General features: G+C 46.7%; 18 protein-coding genes. 12 read left to right on the top strand and 6 right to left on the bottom strand.

Annotation, left to right across the window (positions count from 1 at the left end; translation table 11 throughout):
* Positions 1 to 219 precede the first annotated feature (219 nt).
* The 4 genes from A3844_RS01380 (at position 220) to A3844_RS01365 (ending at position 4,050) form a co-directional block, all read left to right on the top strand.
* A complete protein-coding gene (locus A3844_RS01380) occupies positions 220 to 1,182 on the top strand; it encodes an EamA family transporter (protein WP_083606630.1) in 963 nt (320 codons plus the stop codon).
* Between the two features lie 238 nt (positions 1,183 to 1,420).
* Complete coding sequence (locus tag A3844_RS33000) at positions 1,421 to 2,200, top strand: hypothetical protein (protein ID WP_083606629.1); 780 nt, start codon at positions 1,421 to 1,423, stop codon at positions 2,198 to 2,200.
* Positions 2,201 to 2,579: 379 nt separating this feature from the next.
* Positions 2,580 to 3,314 carry a helix-turn-helix transcriptional regulator gene (locus A3844_RS01370; RefSeq protein WP_074083604.1) on the top strand — a complete coding sequence of 245 codons (735 nt, stop codon included), beginning with the start codon at positions 2,580 to 2,582 and terminating at the stop codon, positions 3,312 to 3,314.
* Between the two features lie 94 nt (positions 3,315 to 3,408).
* Positions 3,409 to 4,050: a hypothetical protein gene (locus A3844_RS01365; protein ID WP_244169657.1), complete on the top strand. Its 642-nt coding sequence runs from the start codon at positions 3,409 to 3,411 to the stop codon at positions 4,048 to 4,050.
* Positions 4,051 to 4,489: 439 nt separating this feature from the next.
* On the opposite strand, the gene A3844_RS01360 is transcribed toward A3844_RS01365, so the two are convergent.
* A complete protein-coding gene (locus A3844_RS01360) occupies positions 4,490 to 4,867 on the bottom strand; it encodes a PilZ domain-containing protein (protein ID WP_074106357.1) in 378 nt (125 codons plus the stop codon).
* A 242-nt stretch (positions 4,868 to 5,109) separates the two neighbouring features.
* Here A3844_RS01360 and A3844_RS01355 point away from each other — a divergent pair, with 242 nt between their 5' ends.
* A complete protein-coding gene (locus A3844_RS01355) occupies positions 5,110 to 6,699 on the top strand; it encodes an ABC transporter substrate-binding protein (protein ID WP_341864874.1) in 1,590 nt (529 codons plus the stop codon).
* A 143-nt stretch (positions 6,700 to 6,842) separates the two neighbouring features.
* Here A3844_RS01355 and A3844_RS01350 read toward each other — a convergent pair whose 3' ends face one another.
* Genes A3844_RS01350 through A3844_RS01330 form a run of 5 tightly spaced genes read right to left on the bottom strand, consistent with a single transcriptional unit; the run spans position 6,843 to position 11,070 of the window.
* A complete protein-coding gene (locus A3844_RS01350) occupies positions 6,843 to 7,760 on the bottom strand; it encodes an MBL fold metallo-hydrolase (protein ID WP_143191973.1) in 918 nt (305 codons plus the stop codon).
* Positions 7,761 to 7,775: 15 nt separating this feature from the next.
* Positions 7,776 to 8,801, bottom strand: coding sequence for an ABC transporter substrate-binding protein (locus A3844_RS01345; RefSeq protein ID WP_074106355.1), 1,026 nt, complete (start codon positions 8,799 to 8,801; stop codon positions 7,776 to 7,778).
* A gap of 37 nt (positions 8,802 to 8,838) precedes the next feature.
* Entirely contained in the window at positions 8,839 to 9,603 is a 765-nt protein-coding gene (locus tag A3844_RS01340) for an ABC transporter permease (protein WP_244169656.1), read from the bottom strand.
* The gene (locus A3844_RS01335) at positions 9,587 to 10,375 is read right to left on the bottom strand and encodes an ABC transporter ATP-binding protein (protein WP_074106354.1); all 789 of its coding nucleotides are present in this window, start codon (positions 10,373 to 10,375) and stop codon (positions 9,587 to 9,589) included. The genes A3844_RS01340 and A3844_RS01335 overlap by 17 nt, the downstream gene beginning before the upstream one ends.
* Positions 10,376 to 10,404: 29 nt before the next feature.
* Entirely contained in the window at positions 10,405 to 11,070 is a 666-nt protein-coding gene (locus tag A3844_RS01330; RefSeq protein WP_074106353.1) for a Crp/Fnr family transcriptional regulator, read from the bottom strand.
* Between the two features lie 261 nt (positions 11,071 to 11,331).
* Here A3844_RS01330 and A3844_RS01325 point away from each other — a divergent pair, with 261 nt between their 5' ends.
* From A3844_RS01325 to A3844_RS01295, 7 genes are all read left to right on the top strand, one after another.
* On the top strand, positions 11,332 to 11,916 hold the full coding sequence (locus A3844_RS01325; RefSeq protein ID WP_074083676.1) for a TetR/AcrR family transcriptional regulator: 585 nt from the start codon (positions 11,332 to 11,334) through the stop codon (positions 11,914 to 11,916).
* Between the two features lie 20 nt (positions 11,917 to 11,936).
* The gene (locus A3844_RS01320) at positions 11,937 to 12,758 is read left to right on the top strand and encodes a substrate-binding periplasmic protein (RefSeq protein WP_074106352.1); all 822 of its coding nucleotides are present in this window, start codon (positions 11,937 to 11,939) and stop codon (positions 12,756 to 12,758) included.
* Between the two features lie 42 nt (positions 12,759 to 12,800).
* Positions 12,801 to 13,445: an amino acid ABC transporter permease gene (locus A3844_RS01315; protein ID WP_074106351.1), complete on the top strand. Its 645-nt coding sequence runs from the start codon at positions 12,801 to 12,803 to the stop codon at positions 13,443 to 13,445.
* Between the two features lie 19 nt (positions 13,446 to 13,464).
* Positions 13,465 to 14,211, top strand: a complete 747-nt coding sequence (locus A3844_RS01310) for an amino acid ABC transporter ATP-binding protein (protein ID WP_074106350.1) — start codon at positions 13,465 to 13,467, stop codon at positions 14,209 to 14,211.
* Positions 14,212 to 14,228: 17 nt separating this feature from the next.
* Positions 14,229 to 14,663, top strand: coding sequence for an OsmC family protein (locus A3844_RS01305; RefSeq protein WP_074083595.1), 435 nt, complete (start codon positions 14,229 to 14,231; stop codon positions 14,661 to 14,663).
* Between the two features lie 322 nt (positions 14,664 to 14,985).
* The gene (locus A3844_RS01300; RefSeq protein ID WP_074100904.1) at positions 14,986 to 17,049 is read left to right on the top strand and encodes a methyl-accepting chemotaxis protein; all 2,064 of its coding nucleotides are present in this window, start codon (positions 14,986 to 14,988) and stop codon (positions 17,047 to 17,049) included.
* 299 nt (positions 17,050 to 17,348) lie between these two features.
* A complete protein-coding gene (locus A3844_RS01295) occupies positions 17,349 to 19,238 on the top strand; it encodes a serine hydrolase domain-containing protein (RefSeq protein ID WP_167374611.1) in 1,890 nt (629 codons plus the stop codon).
* Positions 19,239 to 19,552 lie beyond the last annotated feature (314 nt).

Here is a 19,552-nt window from a genome sequence, read left to right as displayed (position 1 = left end):
CTTGCCATGTAACATATGAACAGTCGTTATGCATATAATTACATACTGTTCTCGTATAACCTCGCAGCCTTATGGGCATCAACAGGGCGAGGGTTTCTACAGGAAGCCTACTCTTCCTAACTACGATGGCAAGGATCATGCGCTTATGTTCCTCGTCCCCGGAGTTAGGTTTATTTGCGTATTGCGGCCGATTTAATAGATTCAGGAGGCATAAATGAAATGAAAGATTTGAAATATTTGTTATCGGTATTAATTGGGGCCATGAGCTATGGAATTCTATCTACGATCGTCGTATTGGCTTACGGAGAGGGGTACCAGCTTGGGGAAGTGGTCGGTACGCAGCTGCTGACTGGCTGCATTCTTGCCTGGCTGCTGGCATTATATACAAAGGTTAGACAGGCGCGTAAACAACGCAGCCAAGGCATTCGTCCAGCTGCAGCACAGCAGGCATCGCCTGCACTTACCTGGAAGCAGCGGCTGCTGCTGATGATGGCTGGAGCGCCTACTGTGGTGACAGGATTAGTCTATTACCAGTCACTGCGCTATATTCCAGCTTCGCTGGCTATCATCCTGCTGTTCCAGTTCACCTGGATCAGTGTACTGATCCAGGCTGTCAGCAAGCGGCAGCGGCCCGACAAGGTAACCCTGCTGACGCTGTTGCTTCTCTTCGGCGGAACGCTGCTTGCAGCAGGAATTATAGATCAGGGTGCAGCGCATTTCAATGCTCTTGGACTTACTCTGGGCCTGTTGTCAGCTGTAAGTTATTCCATGTTCATCATTTTCAGCGGCAAAGCGGTTCCCTCTGCACATCCGGCGTACCGGAGCGCATGGATGGTTACCGGAGGCTTGTTGCTATTGTTCGTTATTTTCCCGCCGTATTTCCTTTTCAACGGACTTTTGTGGGGACAGCTGCTGCTGTTTGGATTTTTATTGGGTTTGTTCGGAGCCTTTATTCCGCCGGTATTATTTGCCATTGGTGTTCCGCATATCGGGGGCGGCATGGCTGGCATTCTCGGTGCTGCCGAGCTTCCGGTTGCTGTATTGCTCTCCTCATTCGTGCTGCATGAGCAGGTAAGCGGACTGCAGTGGACCGGGGTTGTCCTGGTGCTCCTGGGGGTTGTGCTCCCTGAGCTGTACAAGCTGCGGTGGGGGATATCCGACAGGGCAGCTTCACAGGTCTAGCTGCCTGCCATCTAGAGATGATTATTTATAAGGGATTAGTAAAATAACCAGCATAAACAGCGCGTACCGGCATCAGACGGTACGCGTTGTTTTTTTGCCCTTCTATAACCGTATCCATGAAGAACATATCTTTAGGAGTATTGTTTCAATTCCCGATATCTCCGGCTGAAACTAATGGTTGATGAATGGAGCATAGAAATGAGAGGATGGAGATAACGGGAGGAAGGGGGAAGTACATATGAATGGTGAGTTACATCAGATGTTATTAATCACAGCGCTGGGAAATGGGAATTTGATTAGTGGTGCGGATGCCTCTAATACTGAATTAGAGCATACGGAATACATAGAAGTGCGATTCATAGAGGAGGGAGGAGGGAAGGCTTGGAGCTGGCCCGAGTGGCTTGCAGAGCTGAAGAATAATGGCTGCCGGCGGCTTATGTTAAACGGTATGCCTTCGGCAACTTCCTGGAGCACTGGTATTCTTCAGAGTAATGGGATGCCCAATGGAGTGACCTCCCTAGGAACAACAGGTGAATCCTTGTGGAAGGCTGATTGGCACATGGATCAGTATGGCTCGCGGACAAAGTGGAAAGTTACCTATACTGAACAAAAGCTTTACGATGGACAGAAAGGTGATCGCGAATTCCTTCCATTATCTGTTTTGTCAGAGAAGCTGGACGTGGCGCTAAGGCAGATTGGAGATCTGGCCTATACAATAGAAGAGAGTTTCTGGAGTGACCATTTCTTTGAGCCTGCTAAGAGTGTTCTGAACGGAACAGGTACAGCTGCGCAGCTGTCTTTTCACTTACCGGATATTTATAAGGACCAGGCACGAACGCTGCTGAATGCAGTCTACAAAGCCTGGGTATTCGGTGGCATGGGTTCCTGGAATGACAGTCCTCCATATTCTGCCTATCAGCATGACCGGGAGCAGGAGTTCAATACGATATCGGCCCGGTTATACGAAACCCTGGTACAATGTGCGCGGGGAGCCGTGAATTCCGTAGTGCTGCTATGAACCTAAGCGGGATATGATACTTTGAGTAATAATAAATAACGGAGAGCTATGATGAAACTGAACGATCTAATTAAGCTATGGAATCATGCGTTCTTGAACGGAGTACCAAAAAAATAGTATAAAAGTAACAGCTATCGAATTATTGGAGATTTCAAGCACTATTTGTATGTATTTATTGACCCGGAATATAGGGTGGGAATCCCATTTATAGATGAGATAGCTCTTTTATTTAAGCTTAATGTGCCAAAAGTCGTATATTCAAAGATTCAGAAGTAAAGAGCTTAATTTTGTGAAATTCAATATTCCCTTCATTTATTCCGATAAGGATAAAGGATCCTCCAGAATCTGGATGGTCTTATGTGGAAGGAGAAATGTTGGAATGATTACAACCATCGATACATCTGGCCAGCTTGAAAAAGAAGACTACTTGTTATCGAATACGCAGCAACTTACCCGAAAAGATACCTCCGATCAACTATTAATTGAAGTTTTTCAGCACTGCATATTCAATATAAAAGATCATCTTACCGGACCCTATTTATTTCTGCTTACGGATAAGGAGGGAGTTCTGCTCGCGATGGATTACAGTCGTAATCTGGAGAGTGCAGTAAGTAAATCTCCTATCCATATAGGAATGTTTTTTACTGAAAAATGCTGCGGGGTCAATGCGATTTCAGAGGCCATTGCGCAGGGCTGTCCCGTGTATTTACCGCCTGAGGATCATGAAAGTCCTTTTTTTAATAATTGGCATTGCTTTTCGGTCCCTCTAGTGGTCGGTCATGAAATTATTGGTTATCTGGATGTCTCAACGATTAATGCGGCTATGAAAAGCGAACTGATCGCCATTGCCAAGCTGATTCCGGCAGATATGCTGATCAGTTACCAGGTCCAGCTTGCAAGCCAGGCCGCTGGGCAGCTTCCGGCACAACTGAGTGAACGTCAACTAAAAGTACTCAAGCTCATTTCTCAAGGACTAACCGGTAAAGCAATTGCCTCAAAATTAAAGATAAAAGAATGTACAGTGAATCATCATAAGAAAATTATTTTTGATAAGTTGGGGGTTCAATCCAGCTCGGAGGCTGTTTCTGTCGCGACAAGGATGTTATTGTTTTAGCCATGGCCTATAGTTTTATATAGGTGGTAAAGATAACATTACATGTTAAACTTTTCTGGTGTACAAAAAAAGAGAGAAACATCAGGAGGGTATTATGAAGAAAAAAGTTGGATTATTATCAATGGTGATGGTGTTAATGCTGATGGTGGTTACAGCATGCGGAGGAAAAGACAAGGAAGTTAGCTTAGGTGTGACTGAAAGTGGTACATACACAAATGACTATTTCGGATTGTCCCTTAACTTTCCCAAAGAGTGGGTCTTCCAGAACGCAGACCAGATGATGAAGCTTATGGAAGCCGGTCAGCAAGTTGTTGCCGGTGGTAATGAAGCCAAGAATAAAATGCTGGATCTGGCAAAGACCAAAACGCTGAACCTGCTGATGGCTTCGGAATTTCCATTAGACTCAGGTAAAAGCGGGCCTTCCGCTATCGCAGTTGCCGAGAAAGTAAGTATGCTCCAAGGTATTAAGACTGGGAAGGACTATCTGGAATCTTCAAAAAAATTGATGAAGGACAGCAAACTTCCGTATGAATTTGAAGACATCAAGACCGTTAAAGTCGGGGGAAAAGATATGGACCTGATGAAGGCTTCCATTAATACTGGAGCTGCTGTAGTCACGCAAGAATATTACAGCACCATTATTGACGGGTATGCATTTAACCTCATTCTTTCCTACGTAGACGAGAAGTCAAAAGCTGAAACGGATAAAATTTTGGAATCTGTATCGTTTAAATAAGGATCAAAAAGAAGCTGACCCAAAAGCCATGAAATGGCTGCTTGGGTCAGCCCTTTTTATACGTAGGAGATACGTAAGCTACTTGGGTGGACGCTCCGCGAACGGACCGTTGTTCCAATCGCTTTCGTTATTGCCTGGGCTAAGCCCTGCCCAAGCTACGAAGAGCGGTTTCCTCTAGTAGTTCTAAAAAGATTTTAGAAACTTTATCCGCTTAAACAGCGGAGAGAACGAAATGATTGTGGAAAAGCGGTAGCGGTCGCCTTGGTCTCCGGATTTTCACCGCTAAGGAGAATGAAAAAAATCTGGAGAGCACAGCGATTGGAACAACGTTTCGTTCGCGGAGCGTACACCCAAGTGCTCACGTTAATCCTACTTAAAAACAGAGGGCGATCCCAAGCAGCCATTTCATGGCTTTGGGAATGCCCCTTTGGTATATCTCTCAACGAACTAATATTTTACCTTCACCGGCCAGTGTGCGCAGCATTTTTGGAAGGCGATCCTTGTCAGCTTCAGGGATGTCCAATTGAATACCGTAGTGAAAGGTGTCGGATTCCTCCTTATACCATTTCAATGTTCCTTCTATGTACATAGATTCAGAGGAGAGGGCCATCTCCATGCCTACCCGTACCAGATTTGCGTCCGGATTGACATTCAAAGGAATCGACAACCGGCATCCCGAACGGCTAATGTCATACAGTACGGCACTTACGGGTTTGCGGGGAACTGGGATTCCGTTAATGGTAAGAATATGCAGATCTAATGTAGCAGGTTCTTTTAGAGTGTAGCGAAAGGGTTCAGTTCTGCGGTTACTGTTCATATACTCCTCCATACTTTTCCATGTGTATTCTAAATTTATCGACATAGAAGCAGGATTAGTGAAGAGCTGGGAGCTTGATCACCCCAGTAGAATTCGTAATCGTGGTGTTGGTTTTCAGCCTTCAGACGAGAAGTCGTTGCAAAAGTATGTATAATCGTTGACGGCCTGCATTCTATGGAGAGAAACTTTTCTTTATACTGTGTATGTAAACGATTACAAATACTGATGGGGGGCATCATCTATTGAATAAAAAAAGAGGAATGACACTGCTGTCCGGAGTGATAATGTTGTCGCTGCTAAGTGCGTGTGGGGACAATAATGGTAACAGCGGAGGGAACGCGGCGGAGCCGCAAGCTTCAGCAGCTGCAACTCAAGCGGCGGGAGACCATACGAAAGGTGCCGGAGATTCTAGCACAGTGGATACCTCCCAGCCTGTCGCACTGAAGATGATCTTTGTGGGGCCTAAGCCGGTCGACTACGATACGGTATTCGGGGAGATTAACAAGAAGCTGAAGGAGAAAATCAACGCTACCGTAGAAGGCGAGTTCTTGGACTGGTCAGACTGGGCGCAGAAATATCCGCTTAAGCTTGCGGCCAACGAGGATTTTGACCTCATTTACGCTGCGAACTGGGCAGGCTACAACGATCAGGCTCTCAAAGGCGGCTTCCTGGAACTGACCGACGAGATGCTGCAGAAGTACACTCCGATGACTTGGAAAGCGATGCCGGAGGTAAGCTGGGGTCAGGCGAAGGTGAACGGTAAGCTCTACATGGTGCCCCAGAACCGCGGGGAAACAGTCGAGAAGCTGATTCTATACCGGGAGGACCTTCGCAAGAAATACAACCTGCCGGAGATTAACAGCCCGGAAGCCTATGCTAACTACCTCAAGACCATCGCTGAGAAAGAGAAGGGAGTCACTCCGTTTGTACCGGAGACCGGAGACTGGAAGCTTCATAATCTGGATCGGGTGCTCCTGAAGCAGCAGAACGAATGGAACATGCTTGACTTTGATCTGCCGATTGGCTTCAAGCTCGACGATCCTACTGGTAAAGTGTTCAATGTATACGAAACGCCAGAATTTAAGGACCTGATCTACTATTATAAAGATCTGGCCGATAATAACGCCTGGTCGAAGAGTGCATTGAACAGCAAGCTGGATCACCAGCAGGAGTTCCGGGCTGGCAAGGCAGCGTCAATTACACACAATCTGGGTACGCTTGGCGCCTTGATGACCGATATGCGGGAAAAGAAGTCGCCTTATGAATTGGCGCTGGCGGACATTACGCCGGACAAGAAAAAATCGGTAGCTGTCTCTACACAGAACGGGATCGCCATTCACGCGACCTCCAAGAATCCCGAACGGGCACTGATGATGGTCGATTTGCTGCAGAACGACAAGGAACTGCATGATCTGATCATGAACGGTATTCCATCCGTTCATTATAATCCGGTCGGAGATGACAAGTACACGAACGCTGAAAAGAACGCTAACTATACCGGTTTTTCCAACTGGGGCTTTAACTCACCGCTCAACCGGGACAACGCTTCCTTCCCGGAAGAAGCTAACGCGTTAACCGACAAGTGGGAAGGGGAGGTTTATCACTATCCTCTGGAAACCTTTGCGTTTAATAACAGCAATGTAAAAACAGAAGTCGCTAACGTCGGCAATGTGATGCTCCAATACGGTATTCCGCTGGAGTATGGAACAGTGAAGGATGTAGACAAGGGGCTGGCTACTCTTCAAAAGCAGGTAAAGGCTGCCGGAATTGACAAAATAATTGCGGAAGTACAGCGTCAGATCGATGAATTTTTGACCAAATCGGGAAAATGATTTTTTCAAGGACGAAGTAATTCATTCCCGCCTATTCTAATACTAAAAGCCGAAAGAGCCCGCGTAGTCAGCGGGCTCTTTGTTTTATATATTTCCCTTCTCTTTACAGCAGGCTGTAACATGACCACAGATTAAATGTTAAATCACAATTCGAACTCCATTAAATCACGGCCCATGGTGATGGGACCTTTAAAGATCTCCTGCATGCCTATACTATATTCAGCTTCAGCTTCTGCCGTTTCTGCCGGCGCGGGGATGTGATGGGTAAGCACGAGGTGTTTAACCCCAGCCTGTCGGGCCATTTCAGCTACTTCGAGTGTAGTGGAGTGATATTTGGCAGGGTTGGACAGGGAGGCTGCTTGATCCGGGAATTTCTCAATCAAGGCATCCAGCCATTTCTTGTTATAGGATTCATGGATTAGTAGATCCACTCCCCGGCTATATTTAACCATGTTGTCAACGGGAATGGTGTCCCCGGAAATGACCACCGCATTCCCGTTATATTCAAACTTATAGGCGATCGCCGGATAGACGGGTCTATGATCGACTTCAAAGGCAGTAATCTTAATGCCATTCTGCTCATAAATAACGCCCTCGTTACTTTCAAAATAGTGAATATTAGCTCCTTCGTCAGCGGAGAGGTTATAGTGAATTCGCAAATTGACATCAAAATCAAAGGCCGAACGCATTTTGCCGATAATCTCTTGAGTGGTGGCAGGTCCATAAACATTCATTGGCGTGGAGCGTCCAGGAAATACCTGATGGGCATTGACATGGGTACGCCAGCTGGAGATGAATACATCGAAGAATCCCGAGTTATGATCACTGTGATGGTGGGTGAAGAAAATGTCTGATATCCGCTGCGGCATGACACCCGCTTTTAGTAGCTGATCTACAGTGGCACCACCGCAATCCACCAAAAAGGTATGATTTCCGGCTAGAACGACAACACCTGCTTTGGCCCGGCCCTGAAAAGCCCGTGGCGTGCCTGTGCCGAGTAAAATAACTTTTAAGTTTTCATGAAAGCCTGGTAATTGTCTGGTCTGATCTTGTATTTGCATGTAGGTTATACCTCCTTATCTGTCCTTTTTCACTTCATCTAATAACGATAAATCGATAAACTTGCTTAAGTCGAGCTTATCCTCTGTAATATCCTTGATATACCCGGCGTCAAAAGACACCTTAGCCATGCTCTCGATGACCTGCAGATTGACCTCATCCGTTAGATTCAGATGCTCTATGGCCCCTTTAATTAAATTTACATCCATGCCTTTACCGCTGAGCTCCTTGAGTTCTGCGCTGATTAATTCATAGGCCTCTTCAGGATGTGATTTGATAAAGTCAATTCCGTCCAGATTGGCCTTTATCGCTTGTTTGGCCAGATCACGATGCTTTTGAAGAAATTTGTCGCTGGCCACTAGCAGGGTTAATGGATAGTTGCCGTCATTTGGCGGGATTTTGTCCCAATCGACCAAGACCTCGCCAGTGCCTTCCTCAACCATCTGTATTCCCCAAGGTTCTGGAATTAAGGTAGCATCGACTTCTTTTTGACGCATGGCGACCAATGTGTCTGCCGGAGCACGGGTAATAATCTGTACGCCGGAGGTATCCGTCGATACCTTCAAGCCTTCCTGCTCTAACAGTAAACGCAACGAGATTTCATTAGTGCTGCCTTTGGTGGGAATAGCTACTGTTTTGCCCACTAAATCCTTCACGGAATGGATGCCGGCATCTTTGCGGGCAATGAAGACCGCACCCCCATTATTCGAACCGGAAATGATCCGAAAGTTCTCACTCTTCAGAAATTGATTGATTGCAGGCCCTGGACCCACAAAGCCCAGATCAATCTGGTGGGTTGCGATGGCGGTGGAGAAGTCGGAGCCGTTGTCAAAGGCCGTGACTTCAATCTTAACATGGGCCCCGAAGGCATCCTGAAAATAGCCGTTCTTCAAGGCGATAAATCCCGGGGCATGGGTCACATTTTTTAAAAGCCCAATATGAACCGTCAGGTTATCTGTTGTTGAAGCGTTCCCGCCATTATTTCCGCAAGCTGAAAGAACCAGAGTGAATACTACTATCAGGACGATTGTTAATTTTCTCATGAGGATTCCCCTTTACCTTGGAGTGGATGATTTCAACTTATCTTTTGGCTGAATCTAAGCCGTAGCGGAGCATAATGCGATCCTCCAGCCTTTTGAAGCACAAATGATCCGACAGGGTGCCGATCACGGCGATGATAATGACAACACACAGGATCGTTGCGGTATCGCCTATACTGCGGCTGTCCTGTAGCGTCTGGCCTAGCCCCAGTCCTCTCGCAATAAGCTCACCAGCGGTAAGTGCGCGCCAGGCAAATGCCCAAGCTACACGAACTCCGGTGATGAGATGAGGAAATGCTGCGGGAAGCATCACTTGAAAAAACATCCGAAACCCGCTGCCCGTACCCATCATCCGTGCCGCCCGTAAGTGGATGGCGGAAATATTCATAATGCCGGTTCGGCTGGCCATAGACATGGTCCAGGTGGCACCGATGGTGGTGATGAAAATGACGGAGGTATCGTTAAGTCCGAACCAGATGATGGCAAACGGCAGCCAGGCGATACTGGGAACGGTCTGCAGCGCAACAACCAGGAACCCAAAGGTTTCATCGAAATAACGAAAACGGGCGAACAAGAATCCCAGCAGTGTACCGATTCCAATCGCAAGCACAAACGAAATTAATAAGCGGCGAAGACTGGAAAGGGTGGCCTCCAGCAAATTCCCCTTCGTAAATCCATCGTAAAAGGCTTGATAGGTCTGTAAGGGAGAGGGGAATTTCCAGCCCCATTGAAACATCCGATAACCCAGCTCCCACGCAATCACTAGGATAATCAGAAATATTATTCTTCTAAATGCTGTATTCATGATCGATCTCCCCTTGGACGATCTTATCCAGTTCATCTGTCAGAACTGCCAGAATTCTAGTTTCGAGAGAATGGATCAAGGGATCCTCCAGCGCATGAGGGCGGGCGGCCTGAACGGAGAACTCCTGCCTAATCCGGCCCGGCTGTGTAGACATGACTAGCACACGTTCAGACAGAAGTATAGCCTCGCGAATATTGTGAGTGATGAACAAGATGGTTTTCCGCGTTTTCTGCCAGATCTCCTCCAGATCCTTTTGCAAAATATAGCGGGTCTGCTCATCTAAGGCGGCAAAGGGCTCATCCATTAATAAAATCTCCGGGTCCATGACCAGCGCTCTGGCGATGGCAACCCTTTGCTTCATCCCGCCGGAGAGCTCATGAGGATAACGTTCCACGAACTTACTTAAATGCACGGCTTTAATCTGCTCATAGGCCAGCTCATAACGGGCTTTTTTGGATAAGCCCCGCTGCTTCAATCCAAAGGCAACATTGTCGAGTACGGTTAACCAGGGAAATAGTCCATGCTCTTGAAAGACGACAACGCGGTCGGGGCCCGGAGACGTAATGCTCTGCCCGTTGACAGTAATTGAACCTTCATACGAAGTTTCAAACCCGGCGATCAGATTTAATAAGGTGGATTTTCCGCAGCCGGAGGGACCCAGCAAGGACACAAATTGCCCGCGTTCAACGTGGAAGGATACCTGATCTAGTACCGTGTAGGGTTCTCCTTTTCGCTGCTTGAATACTTTGCTGACATTGTTGATTTCGATCACATGCTCACCTTCCTGACCTAAGCGCTTCTTTAAATATCTGTGAAAAAGCGGTTTGGATGATAAATGATAATTTTCTTATGGTTGTAGTCAATCAGTGCTTTCTCACGCCATTTATTCAAGGTCTCGGTGACCGTCTGTCTGCTGCAGCCAATAACATAAGAAATCTCTTCATGACTTAGCTGCAGTTGCAGATGGATCTGCTCATCTTTCCGAGTGCCCATCTGGAATATTAACCAGGCCAATCTCCATGCCACAGGCCGGCTGATTAACGTCTCAACGATGTTTTGGGTCTGCAATAGCCGATGGGCGCCGATAACCGCTAAGGAGTATGCAAACTCAGCGTTGCTTTTGGCTAAATCCAGAAAAATCTGCCCGTCTAACGTGATCATCTGACAGTCTACCAGGCACTTGGCATATCGTTTGCGTTGAAGGTTCGCCAGCAGCTCCGCATTCCCGAAGATCTCACCGGCATAACGAAGAAAGAGGGTAATGCCTTGACCTTCCTGGGAGGACTGTGAAATTTTCACTAAGCCTGTGTCTACATAAAAGACCGCATTGGCGGGGTCATTCTCTAAAAAAATGAATTCGTTTTTCTTATAGGATTTTGGGGTTCCGTATTCTTGAAAGACACGAAGAAGGACCTCCTTAATCTGCTGCTTCTCTAATAAATCCCCGGGATTGCCGATTGAATCCATGGATAGGTCACCTCTTATCAGCTGAGTTTTGTAGGAGAATAAAACACAGTAATCTTATGCGATATATGTATATTAGCACAATCCATTAGTAAAAAATGTCGTGTAGCTGACAATAGGAAGAAATATCAAGAATCTATTGACAATAACACAGTTATCCTATAGGATTTAAAAAAAGACAACTGACTGACGAATCAATCGGGAGGGGGAGATGGATTGCCCATAGATGAAAACAACGGAAACATAGATCGCAGAACTCAGCTGATGCAAATCGCTCTGGAGAAGTTTGCCAGGCTGGGATATCATCAGACGAAAATATCGGACATCGTTCAGGAAGCGGGTGTAGCGCAAGGAACCTTTTACTGGCACTTTAAGAGCAAGGAAGCCATTGCGCTGGAGATTATCGAAACGGGCAAGGAACAGCTACTGCAAGTTATTGCCCAAGGTTATCGTCAAGATCCGGGAGATATAACGGACATGGTAGAAGCTTCAGAAGCACTGTTCCACCGGTTGTTCAATTTCGCCGCAGAGAACCGCCATCTTATGGAGATCCTCCTGATGGGAAATGGAGCCGACCAAACGATAAGGAAGCGTATTTCGGCTACCCGGAATGCAATGGAGCAAGCTTTTCGCCGCAATATAGAAAGAGCGATAGAGCTGCAAATGCTGCCTGAGGGTATAGAGGTTGAGCTTCGCGCTGCTCTGTTAATGAGTATGTGTGACGGGTTGCTCTCACGTTGGTTATTTGGCTCCGAAGACATTCATTCTAAGGTTGCAGAGGCCTCTGCACAGCAATTAGCGAGTGAATTGGCCAATTTCGAATTTTACGGATTGTTGGGAAAACTATAGATAAAGGGAGAGAAACAATAATGATAAAACGTAAATTTGCTATGGTTACAATAACAGCGCTGGCTGTGTTCGGTCTGGTTCTAAGCGCTTGCGGCGGGAAATCAGTTTCGGGAACTACAGCGGCGAATGAACTGGAACAAATTAAAAAAGCGGGCGTGATCAAGGTCGGTACAATGGGAACCTATCCGCCGTATACCTTTTTGAATGATAAGAAAGAAGTAGACGGTTTTGACCCTGATATCGCCAAGGAAATTGCCAAACGCCTTGGAGTGACAGCAGAATTTACGACTCAGGATTTCTCCGGGCTGATCCCAAGTCTGCAAGCGAAGAAATTCGACATCGTGATTAGCCAGGTTACGATAACTGATGAACGTAAGAAGCAAATTGATTTCACGGATTCTTACATCACCAACAATGTCAAAATCATCGTCAATACCAAAAATATAGATATCACGAAGCTGGAAGACTTCAAAGGGAAGACGATTGGGGTGGGGCTCGGAACGAACGATGAAACCTATCTTCGTACCGAAGTGCTGCCAAAAGTAGGTGATTTCAAGATCAAGACGTATGATGATGTCATTACCTCACTGAAGGATCTGGATGCAGGACGGATTGATGCGACCATTAATAATCTGTATGCCCTGAAGCCGATTGTGGATGAGAATGGCTTTCAGATTAAAGCGGTGGGCGAACCGATCAAATCCGATATGGCGGGTGTAGCTCTCCGCAAGGATAATGCTGAGCTTCGGGATGCCATGAATAAAGCCTTGGCCGATATGAAGGCAGACGGCACATACGACACTCTTTTTCAGAAATGGTTCAATGAGACACCTGCAAAATAAATCTTGGAGCGTGCGCCCTATGGCGGGAAGGGGGTAGTATCTATGCAACTCGTGTTCGACAATCTGCCCTTCTTGCTGAAGGGCGCCGGTTACACCTTACTGTTGACGGTTGTCTCAATGTTCTTCGGTCTGATCATCGGACTAGTGGTGGCTATCGCCCGTCTCAAAGGGAATCCGCCGATTCGGTGGATTGCCCGTTTCTATGTATCTATCATCCGCGGTACACCGCTCCTTGTACAAATTGTAATCATATATTATGGACTTGTAGATTATGGGATTACACTTGGTTCCCTGACAGCAGCCTATATTGCGCTCAGTGTAAATGCCGGGGCTTACTTGTCTGAGACGTTCCGTGGAGCCATTCTGTCGGTTCCGAAGGGACAACTGGAGGCTGCTTATTCAACCGGAATGACGCCATGGCAGGCGATGCGCAGAATTGTGCTGCCCCAGGCGATGCGTATTGCTATTCCCCCTATGGGAAATACGTTCATTGGTATGCTGAAGGAGACCTCACTCGTTTCAGTAATCACGGTCAGCGAACTTCTGCGTCAAGCGCAGCTCCTCATTGCCCAATATTATCAATATATGCCTTTTTATCTTGGGATCGGTGTGATGTATTGGATTATGAGTACTGGGCTGGCCTTCATCCTGGAGCGGTTCGAACGCAGATTGGCCAAAGCTTATTGAACATGGAGATGACGTTAACATGATAACGACTACAGGCTTATCGAAGCATTTTCAGGATCATGAAGTGCTGAAGGGCATTAATATACAGGTGGCAGCACAGGATATTGTCGTCGTTCTGGGACCGAGCGGTTCAGGCAAAAGCACATTGCTTCGCTGCTTAAATGGTCTGGAGGACATCTCAGGCGGCAGTTTTGAGGTGAATGGGATTGTAGTAGATGCTACTGCCTCCAGGCGTTTGCGTCAGCAGGCCACCCGGAATATCCGTAAGCAGAGCGGGATGGTGTTCCAGCAATTCAACCTATATCCACACAAAACAGCGCTCGGCAATGTGATTGAAGGTCTGATCACCGTGAAGAAGCTGCCGAAGGAACAGGCTGTAGCTATAGGCCGGAAGCTTCTGGACCGCGTTGGACTGGCGGATCGTGAAGAATATTATCCTTCCCGGCTCTCCGGCGGGCAGCAACAAAGAGTGGCGATTGCCCGTTCTCTGGCTATGGAACCCGCAGTAATGTTATTCGATGAACCCACTTCTGCGCTTGATCCCGAGCTTGTGGGTGAGGTGCTGAGTGTGATGCGTGAACTGGCTCAGGAGGGCATGACGATGCTGGTCGTGTCACATGAGATGAAGTTTGCCCGTGAAGTGGCGACCAAAATCATTTTTATGGCAGATGGTAATATTATCGAAGAAGCGGCTCCGCAGCGGTTTTTTGAAGATCCCCGAGAGGAACGGACACGCAGATTCTTGCGTCAAATCAACGAAATTTAAGGAAGAAGGTAAAGATAATGAAAGTATCGACCATTTGGAAAGGTAAACGGATGTTTGATTCAACAGGGCCTTCCGGCTATTCCGTGGGGATGGATGCAACTCCTAAATACGGTGGTAACGGCGAAGGCATGACTCCGATGGAATTGCTGCTGGCCGGGTTGGGAGGCTGTATGGGCATCGATATCACGATGATTCTGGATCGGTTCCTGCCAGAAATCACACGACTTGAGATTGAAGCAGATGGAACCCGCAAGGAAGCGAATCCTTCCGGATTTACAGCAATTGATCTGTTTTTTCATATTGATGGGAATGTCCCCGATTACCGGCTCTGGAAAGCCATCCTGATGGCTGAGGAGAAGTACTGTGCCGTCTCGGATTCGCTTAAGGCAGACATCCGCTTGCATCTAATTCTTAATGGAGTAGAGGTAGAGAAACCAGAGAAAAAAAGCTAAGGCTTGGATTGGACTGAACTATTCATATCAAAAATAAAGTTATCGGTAAGCGGCCTTGGTCCTGAATTCTATGGGACTAAGGTCGTTTTGTTTTGCTTATAACCGTTCACTGTTGAAAATGGCATCTAGCATTTCAACATCTAAGCAATAGTAATGCACCCGAAAAAATATAAAATGAACTGTATTTTATAATTTTTATGCTGTAAACCTTAAAATTTGACATCAAAATATTTATTATCGAAAACTACTCTATCGAATGATCGACAAATATCCGAAATATTATTATGAGCTAATTACACAAAAGCGAAATGGGGGGGTTCTAATGTCACAGCAATTAAAGAAAAGACGATTCAATTTATCGAGTATTGCAAATACATTATCAATTGTTCTCTTAGTTATTATCGTTGTCGTCTTTTCGATCTTGGGTACATTTGTATTTTCTAGCACTCGAAACATACTTGTGAAGAACCAAGAGTCCATGCTTCAGACTAAAACACAGGCACTCGTTAGTCAGTTCGATGCTTTATTTAAGGAAAAGGGTTCACTTGTCAAGCAGATGTCAACGAATAATCTATTTAAACAATATCTCGAATCTACGGAATCTCCTGGATTGGCCAAAACTTCTCCGCATGCGGCTGAAGTAACAAAAACCTTGGCAGCCATTGTTAAGGGAGAGCCCGCTTTTGCAGATGCTTGGGTAGCAAGTACTACAGGCAAAGGCTTTTACATCCTGAACGATGGCAGTGTATCGGAGCCTACCTTTACTATTGAACAACGCCCGTATTACAAACCGGCAGTCGCAGCAGACGGCTTGTACTACTCCGATCCTTACAATGATATTATTACGGGTGATTTGTTGATGGGTATTTTTTATCCGATTAAGAATGACAACAATGCGATAATTGGTTTTGTGGTAGTTGATATAGCGTTTAAGGATATTCCTTCTATCATGCAAAGCTATAAGCTTGGCAGCACAGGTTATTCCATTCTCGCCACAAAAACTGGAGAGATTATGTATCACCCTGATAAGACTAAAATATTAAAGGAAAAGATTAACGAGAGCCCGGGTGATCTAGGGAAGATCGGAAAGAAAATGTTAGCTGGCGAATCCGGAGTAGAACTGATTAACGACAATGGAGAGAGCCGTTACATCGGGTACGCCACAAGTAAAGATACTGGGTGGTCAGTAGGATTGACCATTTCAAAGCGTGAAGTACTCTCAGAATTAGTGAACTTCACATGGCTTACCATTATCGGGTTCACTGCAGCTGCGTTCCTGCTCATTTTATTTTCATATATCACACTCCGTTATCTGCTCAGATCCATACCTATACTTCTTACCAAGATCAAGCGGGTGGAAAACGGGGATTTGACTGTTGAGTTCGATGCTAATTCTAAAAATGAAATTGGACAAATTTCAATCGGAATCTTCAATATGGTCCGGAAAATTCAAAATATGATTCAGATGGTTGGCGCCTCCGCAGAGGTATTAAATCAGTCTTCCAAGGATCTGCAATCTATATCTTCCCGAACGGCTGTGACAATGAACGATATGGCTATGGCCATTACTGAGATTGCTAACGCAACTAATTATCAGTCAATCGAAACGGATACGATTCTTCACAAAACAGGGTCATTATCCGGTCAAATCGACGAAATCACGAATGATACCAAAGCCATAGAAGGGATGGTGCAAGCTTCTGCAGACCAAAGCGGACTAGGGTTAGACGTTTTGGATCAGTTATCCAGATGGGCTCAAGAAAATCACAACTCCACACAGGCGATTTCGTCTGCGATTCAAGATATTGATCTTAGCCGTAATGAGATATCGGGCATCGTAGATACGGTACATCAAATTGCCACACAAACCAATCTGTTAGCACTTAACGCGTCTATCGAAGCAGCACGTGCAGGAGAACAGGGCCGCGGGTTTGCTGTTGTGGCAGGAGAGGTCCGGAAATTGGCGGAACAGACTGCACGGGCTACACAGGAGATCGCCAGAAAGGTTCATGATATCGCGGAGAAAACCACGGCATCCGTTGAACACACAACGCAGGGCCTTGAAATAGCTGGAGAAACCGCGAAATCCGTTGAAGCTACGAAGCAGGTGTTCCTCAGTATTAACAAGGATTTAGAAGGCTTGAAATTACGCATGATTCAAATCAGCGATAACACTTCCAATGTTCATACCCACAAGGAAGAAATTTTACAGGCACTGGAAGTGATTTCTTCGACGACAGAAGAGAATTCTGCTTCGACGGAAGAGGTAAGTGCAAGTACTCAGGAGCAACTGGACAGCATACAGCATGTTGCAGCACTATCCCAGCAACTCAGCCTTTTGTCGAAAAAGCTACAGGATGAATTGAATCAGTTCCAGGTCGAATAGCACACGTAAATAAAAGTCCATTGTTATCAATACGAATCGAGTAAACTTAAAGGGAATTTTTTTATAGCCAGAAGTGTATATCTGTAGAAATAGTAATTAGAGCAAAACGGGCGGCGGTTCTCCGGTAACGGGGGCCGCTGTTTGTTATGTGGAGGAAATATGTGGAGCTGAAATCACCCTTAATTTACTTTTGACAAAATTATACGGTTATGTGTGAGGATTCTTGATAGAATAGGAGAGCTGCAGGAATTTACTCAACTAAAGGAGAGGTCTTATTGTTAAGAAGAGGATTTATACTAGTGTTCTCAATACTATTATTTATGTCCAGTAGTATCACAGCATTTGCGGTGGAAAAAGTTAGCGCAGGTGCAGAGGCAGCTACCCCCTCCGGGATTCCGCTGGCCGGTTTGGAAGCTTTTGTCGACAATTATGTTAAAGAGTACATAGGACAACAATCCGTAGGCGCGTCTGTTGTTATGGTGAAGGACGGCCAGGTGGTTCTGTCCAAGGGTTACGGCTACGCCGACGTGGAGCAGCAGATCCCTGTCTCGCCGGATACGGTAATGGAGTGGGGCTCGATCAGCAAGCTTACCGTATGGACGTCCGTGATGCAGTTGGAAGAACAAGGTGAAATTGATTTGAATGAAGATATTCGCAACTATTTACCGGAGAATTTCCTAACAAAGCTGAAATATGATGATCCCATAACAATGCTTAATCTCATGAACCACAATGCCGGATTCGAAGAGTATATGTTCGATATGGCCTACCAATCTCCTGAGGAAGTGCGGTCGCTGGAAGAGGGACTGAAGCTTGCCCAGCCTGCACAGATATACAGACCTGGTGAGGCTGTAGCCTATTCGAATTATGGTAACTCACTGGCTGCGTATATTGTGGAGAGAATCAGCGGTCAGCCTTACCGTGAATACGTTCAGCAGCATATTTTTGATCCCCTTGGCATGAAGGATTCCATTGCCTATTCCGTAGTAGAAGAGCGCCCGGAGCTGCTGAAGCATAAAGCTAAGGGTTATTTCTTTGAGGGAAAAGGGTCCTTTAGGCAGGGATCATGGAACTATATGTCCATGTACCCCAATGGCGGCAATAACGGCACTGCGGAAGATCTGGCTAAGTTTGCGATGGCGTTCCTGCCTGCAGCCGGAGAACAATCCCCTCTGTTCGAGAAGCCCGAGACCCTGGGCAAGATGCTGACCCAAAGTTATGCCTCAGCTGAAGGAATGCCGGGCAATGCGCATGGGTTCTGGGAATATCCTGGACGGCACCGGACGCTCGGCCACGGCGGGAATACGATTGCCTTTGCCACCAATCTGCAGATCGTGCCTGAAGACCGGTTCGCGATCGTAATTATGACCAATCAGGCCAGCGAATCCAATATTGTTCATGGTCTGACCAAAGCAATCGTGGGTACGCGTGAGCAGGCGGATGCAGTCGATCTGCCGGACGCGTCAGAGGTTCAAGGTGAGTTCGTGGCTGCGCGCCGCCCTGGACATGGCTTCATGAATCTATTTCCCTATCTCACGCTGATGAAGCTTGAGCCGCAGGGAGCGGATCAGCTCCGTGTGTCACTTGCAGGTATGACCGGGAGCTATAAGCAGGTTCAGCCTTATCTCTATGAGAAAGTAAGCGGAGACTCGGCGCTGGATGCCTGGCCCATGCTGCATGCAACAGTCAGTGATGGTAAGGTAAAGGCGATCTCGGTGTATACCTCTGATTATTTGCCATTGCCTGCTGATAAATCGATGCCGGTGCTGCTCTTGAGTGCCGCGCTTGCGGTGCTGGCCGTCGTCTATTTCATTATCGCCCCGTTTGTATTGCTGGTTCAGAAGATCTTGAACAGGCGGAGAGCCAGAACACGTCCTGCTTCTAGTGCCGCCAGCCGCAAGTTGGTGGTTGGCCTAACCTTATCAGGCACTGGCATTGTGGTGAACAATCTGGTTCTGGCTTTGCGGATGCTCAGCAACAATGAGCGTGCCTATGCCGAAGTGTACCCGCAGATTATGGTTAACTATGGTCTGACTGGACTGGCTGTATTGTTCTTGGCAGCATTGCTGGTATCCTGGAAGAAGAAGCGGTCTGCTTCAACTGCCCGTGACAAGTGGTCGGCCATTCTGCCTGGGGCGATGATGGTAGTTCTGGTAGGACTGCTTGTATTCTGGCAATTCTACAGTTAAGCAGGCTGGGTGTGCTTGATGCTGTTCTGTGCTGAAGTGATAAGAAGAGGTGTACCGCAAGCCATTCTGAACTTCACCCCATTAAGTAGACAGCGTGGATATGATCCTTAAGCGGCCTTAGTCCTGAATTCAATGGGACTGAGGCCTTTTAATTTTGCTGCTTAACGGAGGAACCGGTCGAGTGGTGCGCTTTCCGCCGGAGAGGGGCCTTTGATAAAATTGCGAAGTTCATGCCTGCCTATTCATCTGTACAATCCCAGCACAAAAAGCCCGCACCAAGCGCAGGCTCATCATGTTGACTATTCATCAGCAGC

The sequence above is a fragment of the Paenibacillus helianthi genome (assembly GCF_001909055.1).
GTDB lineage: Bacteria > Bacillota > Bacilli > Paenibacillales > Paenibacillaceae > Paenibacillus_AQ > Paenibacillus_AQ helianthi.
Note: the sequence above shows the minus strand (reverse complement) of the source record. Positions and strands in the feature narration are given on the sequence as shown.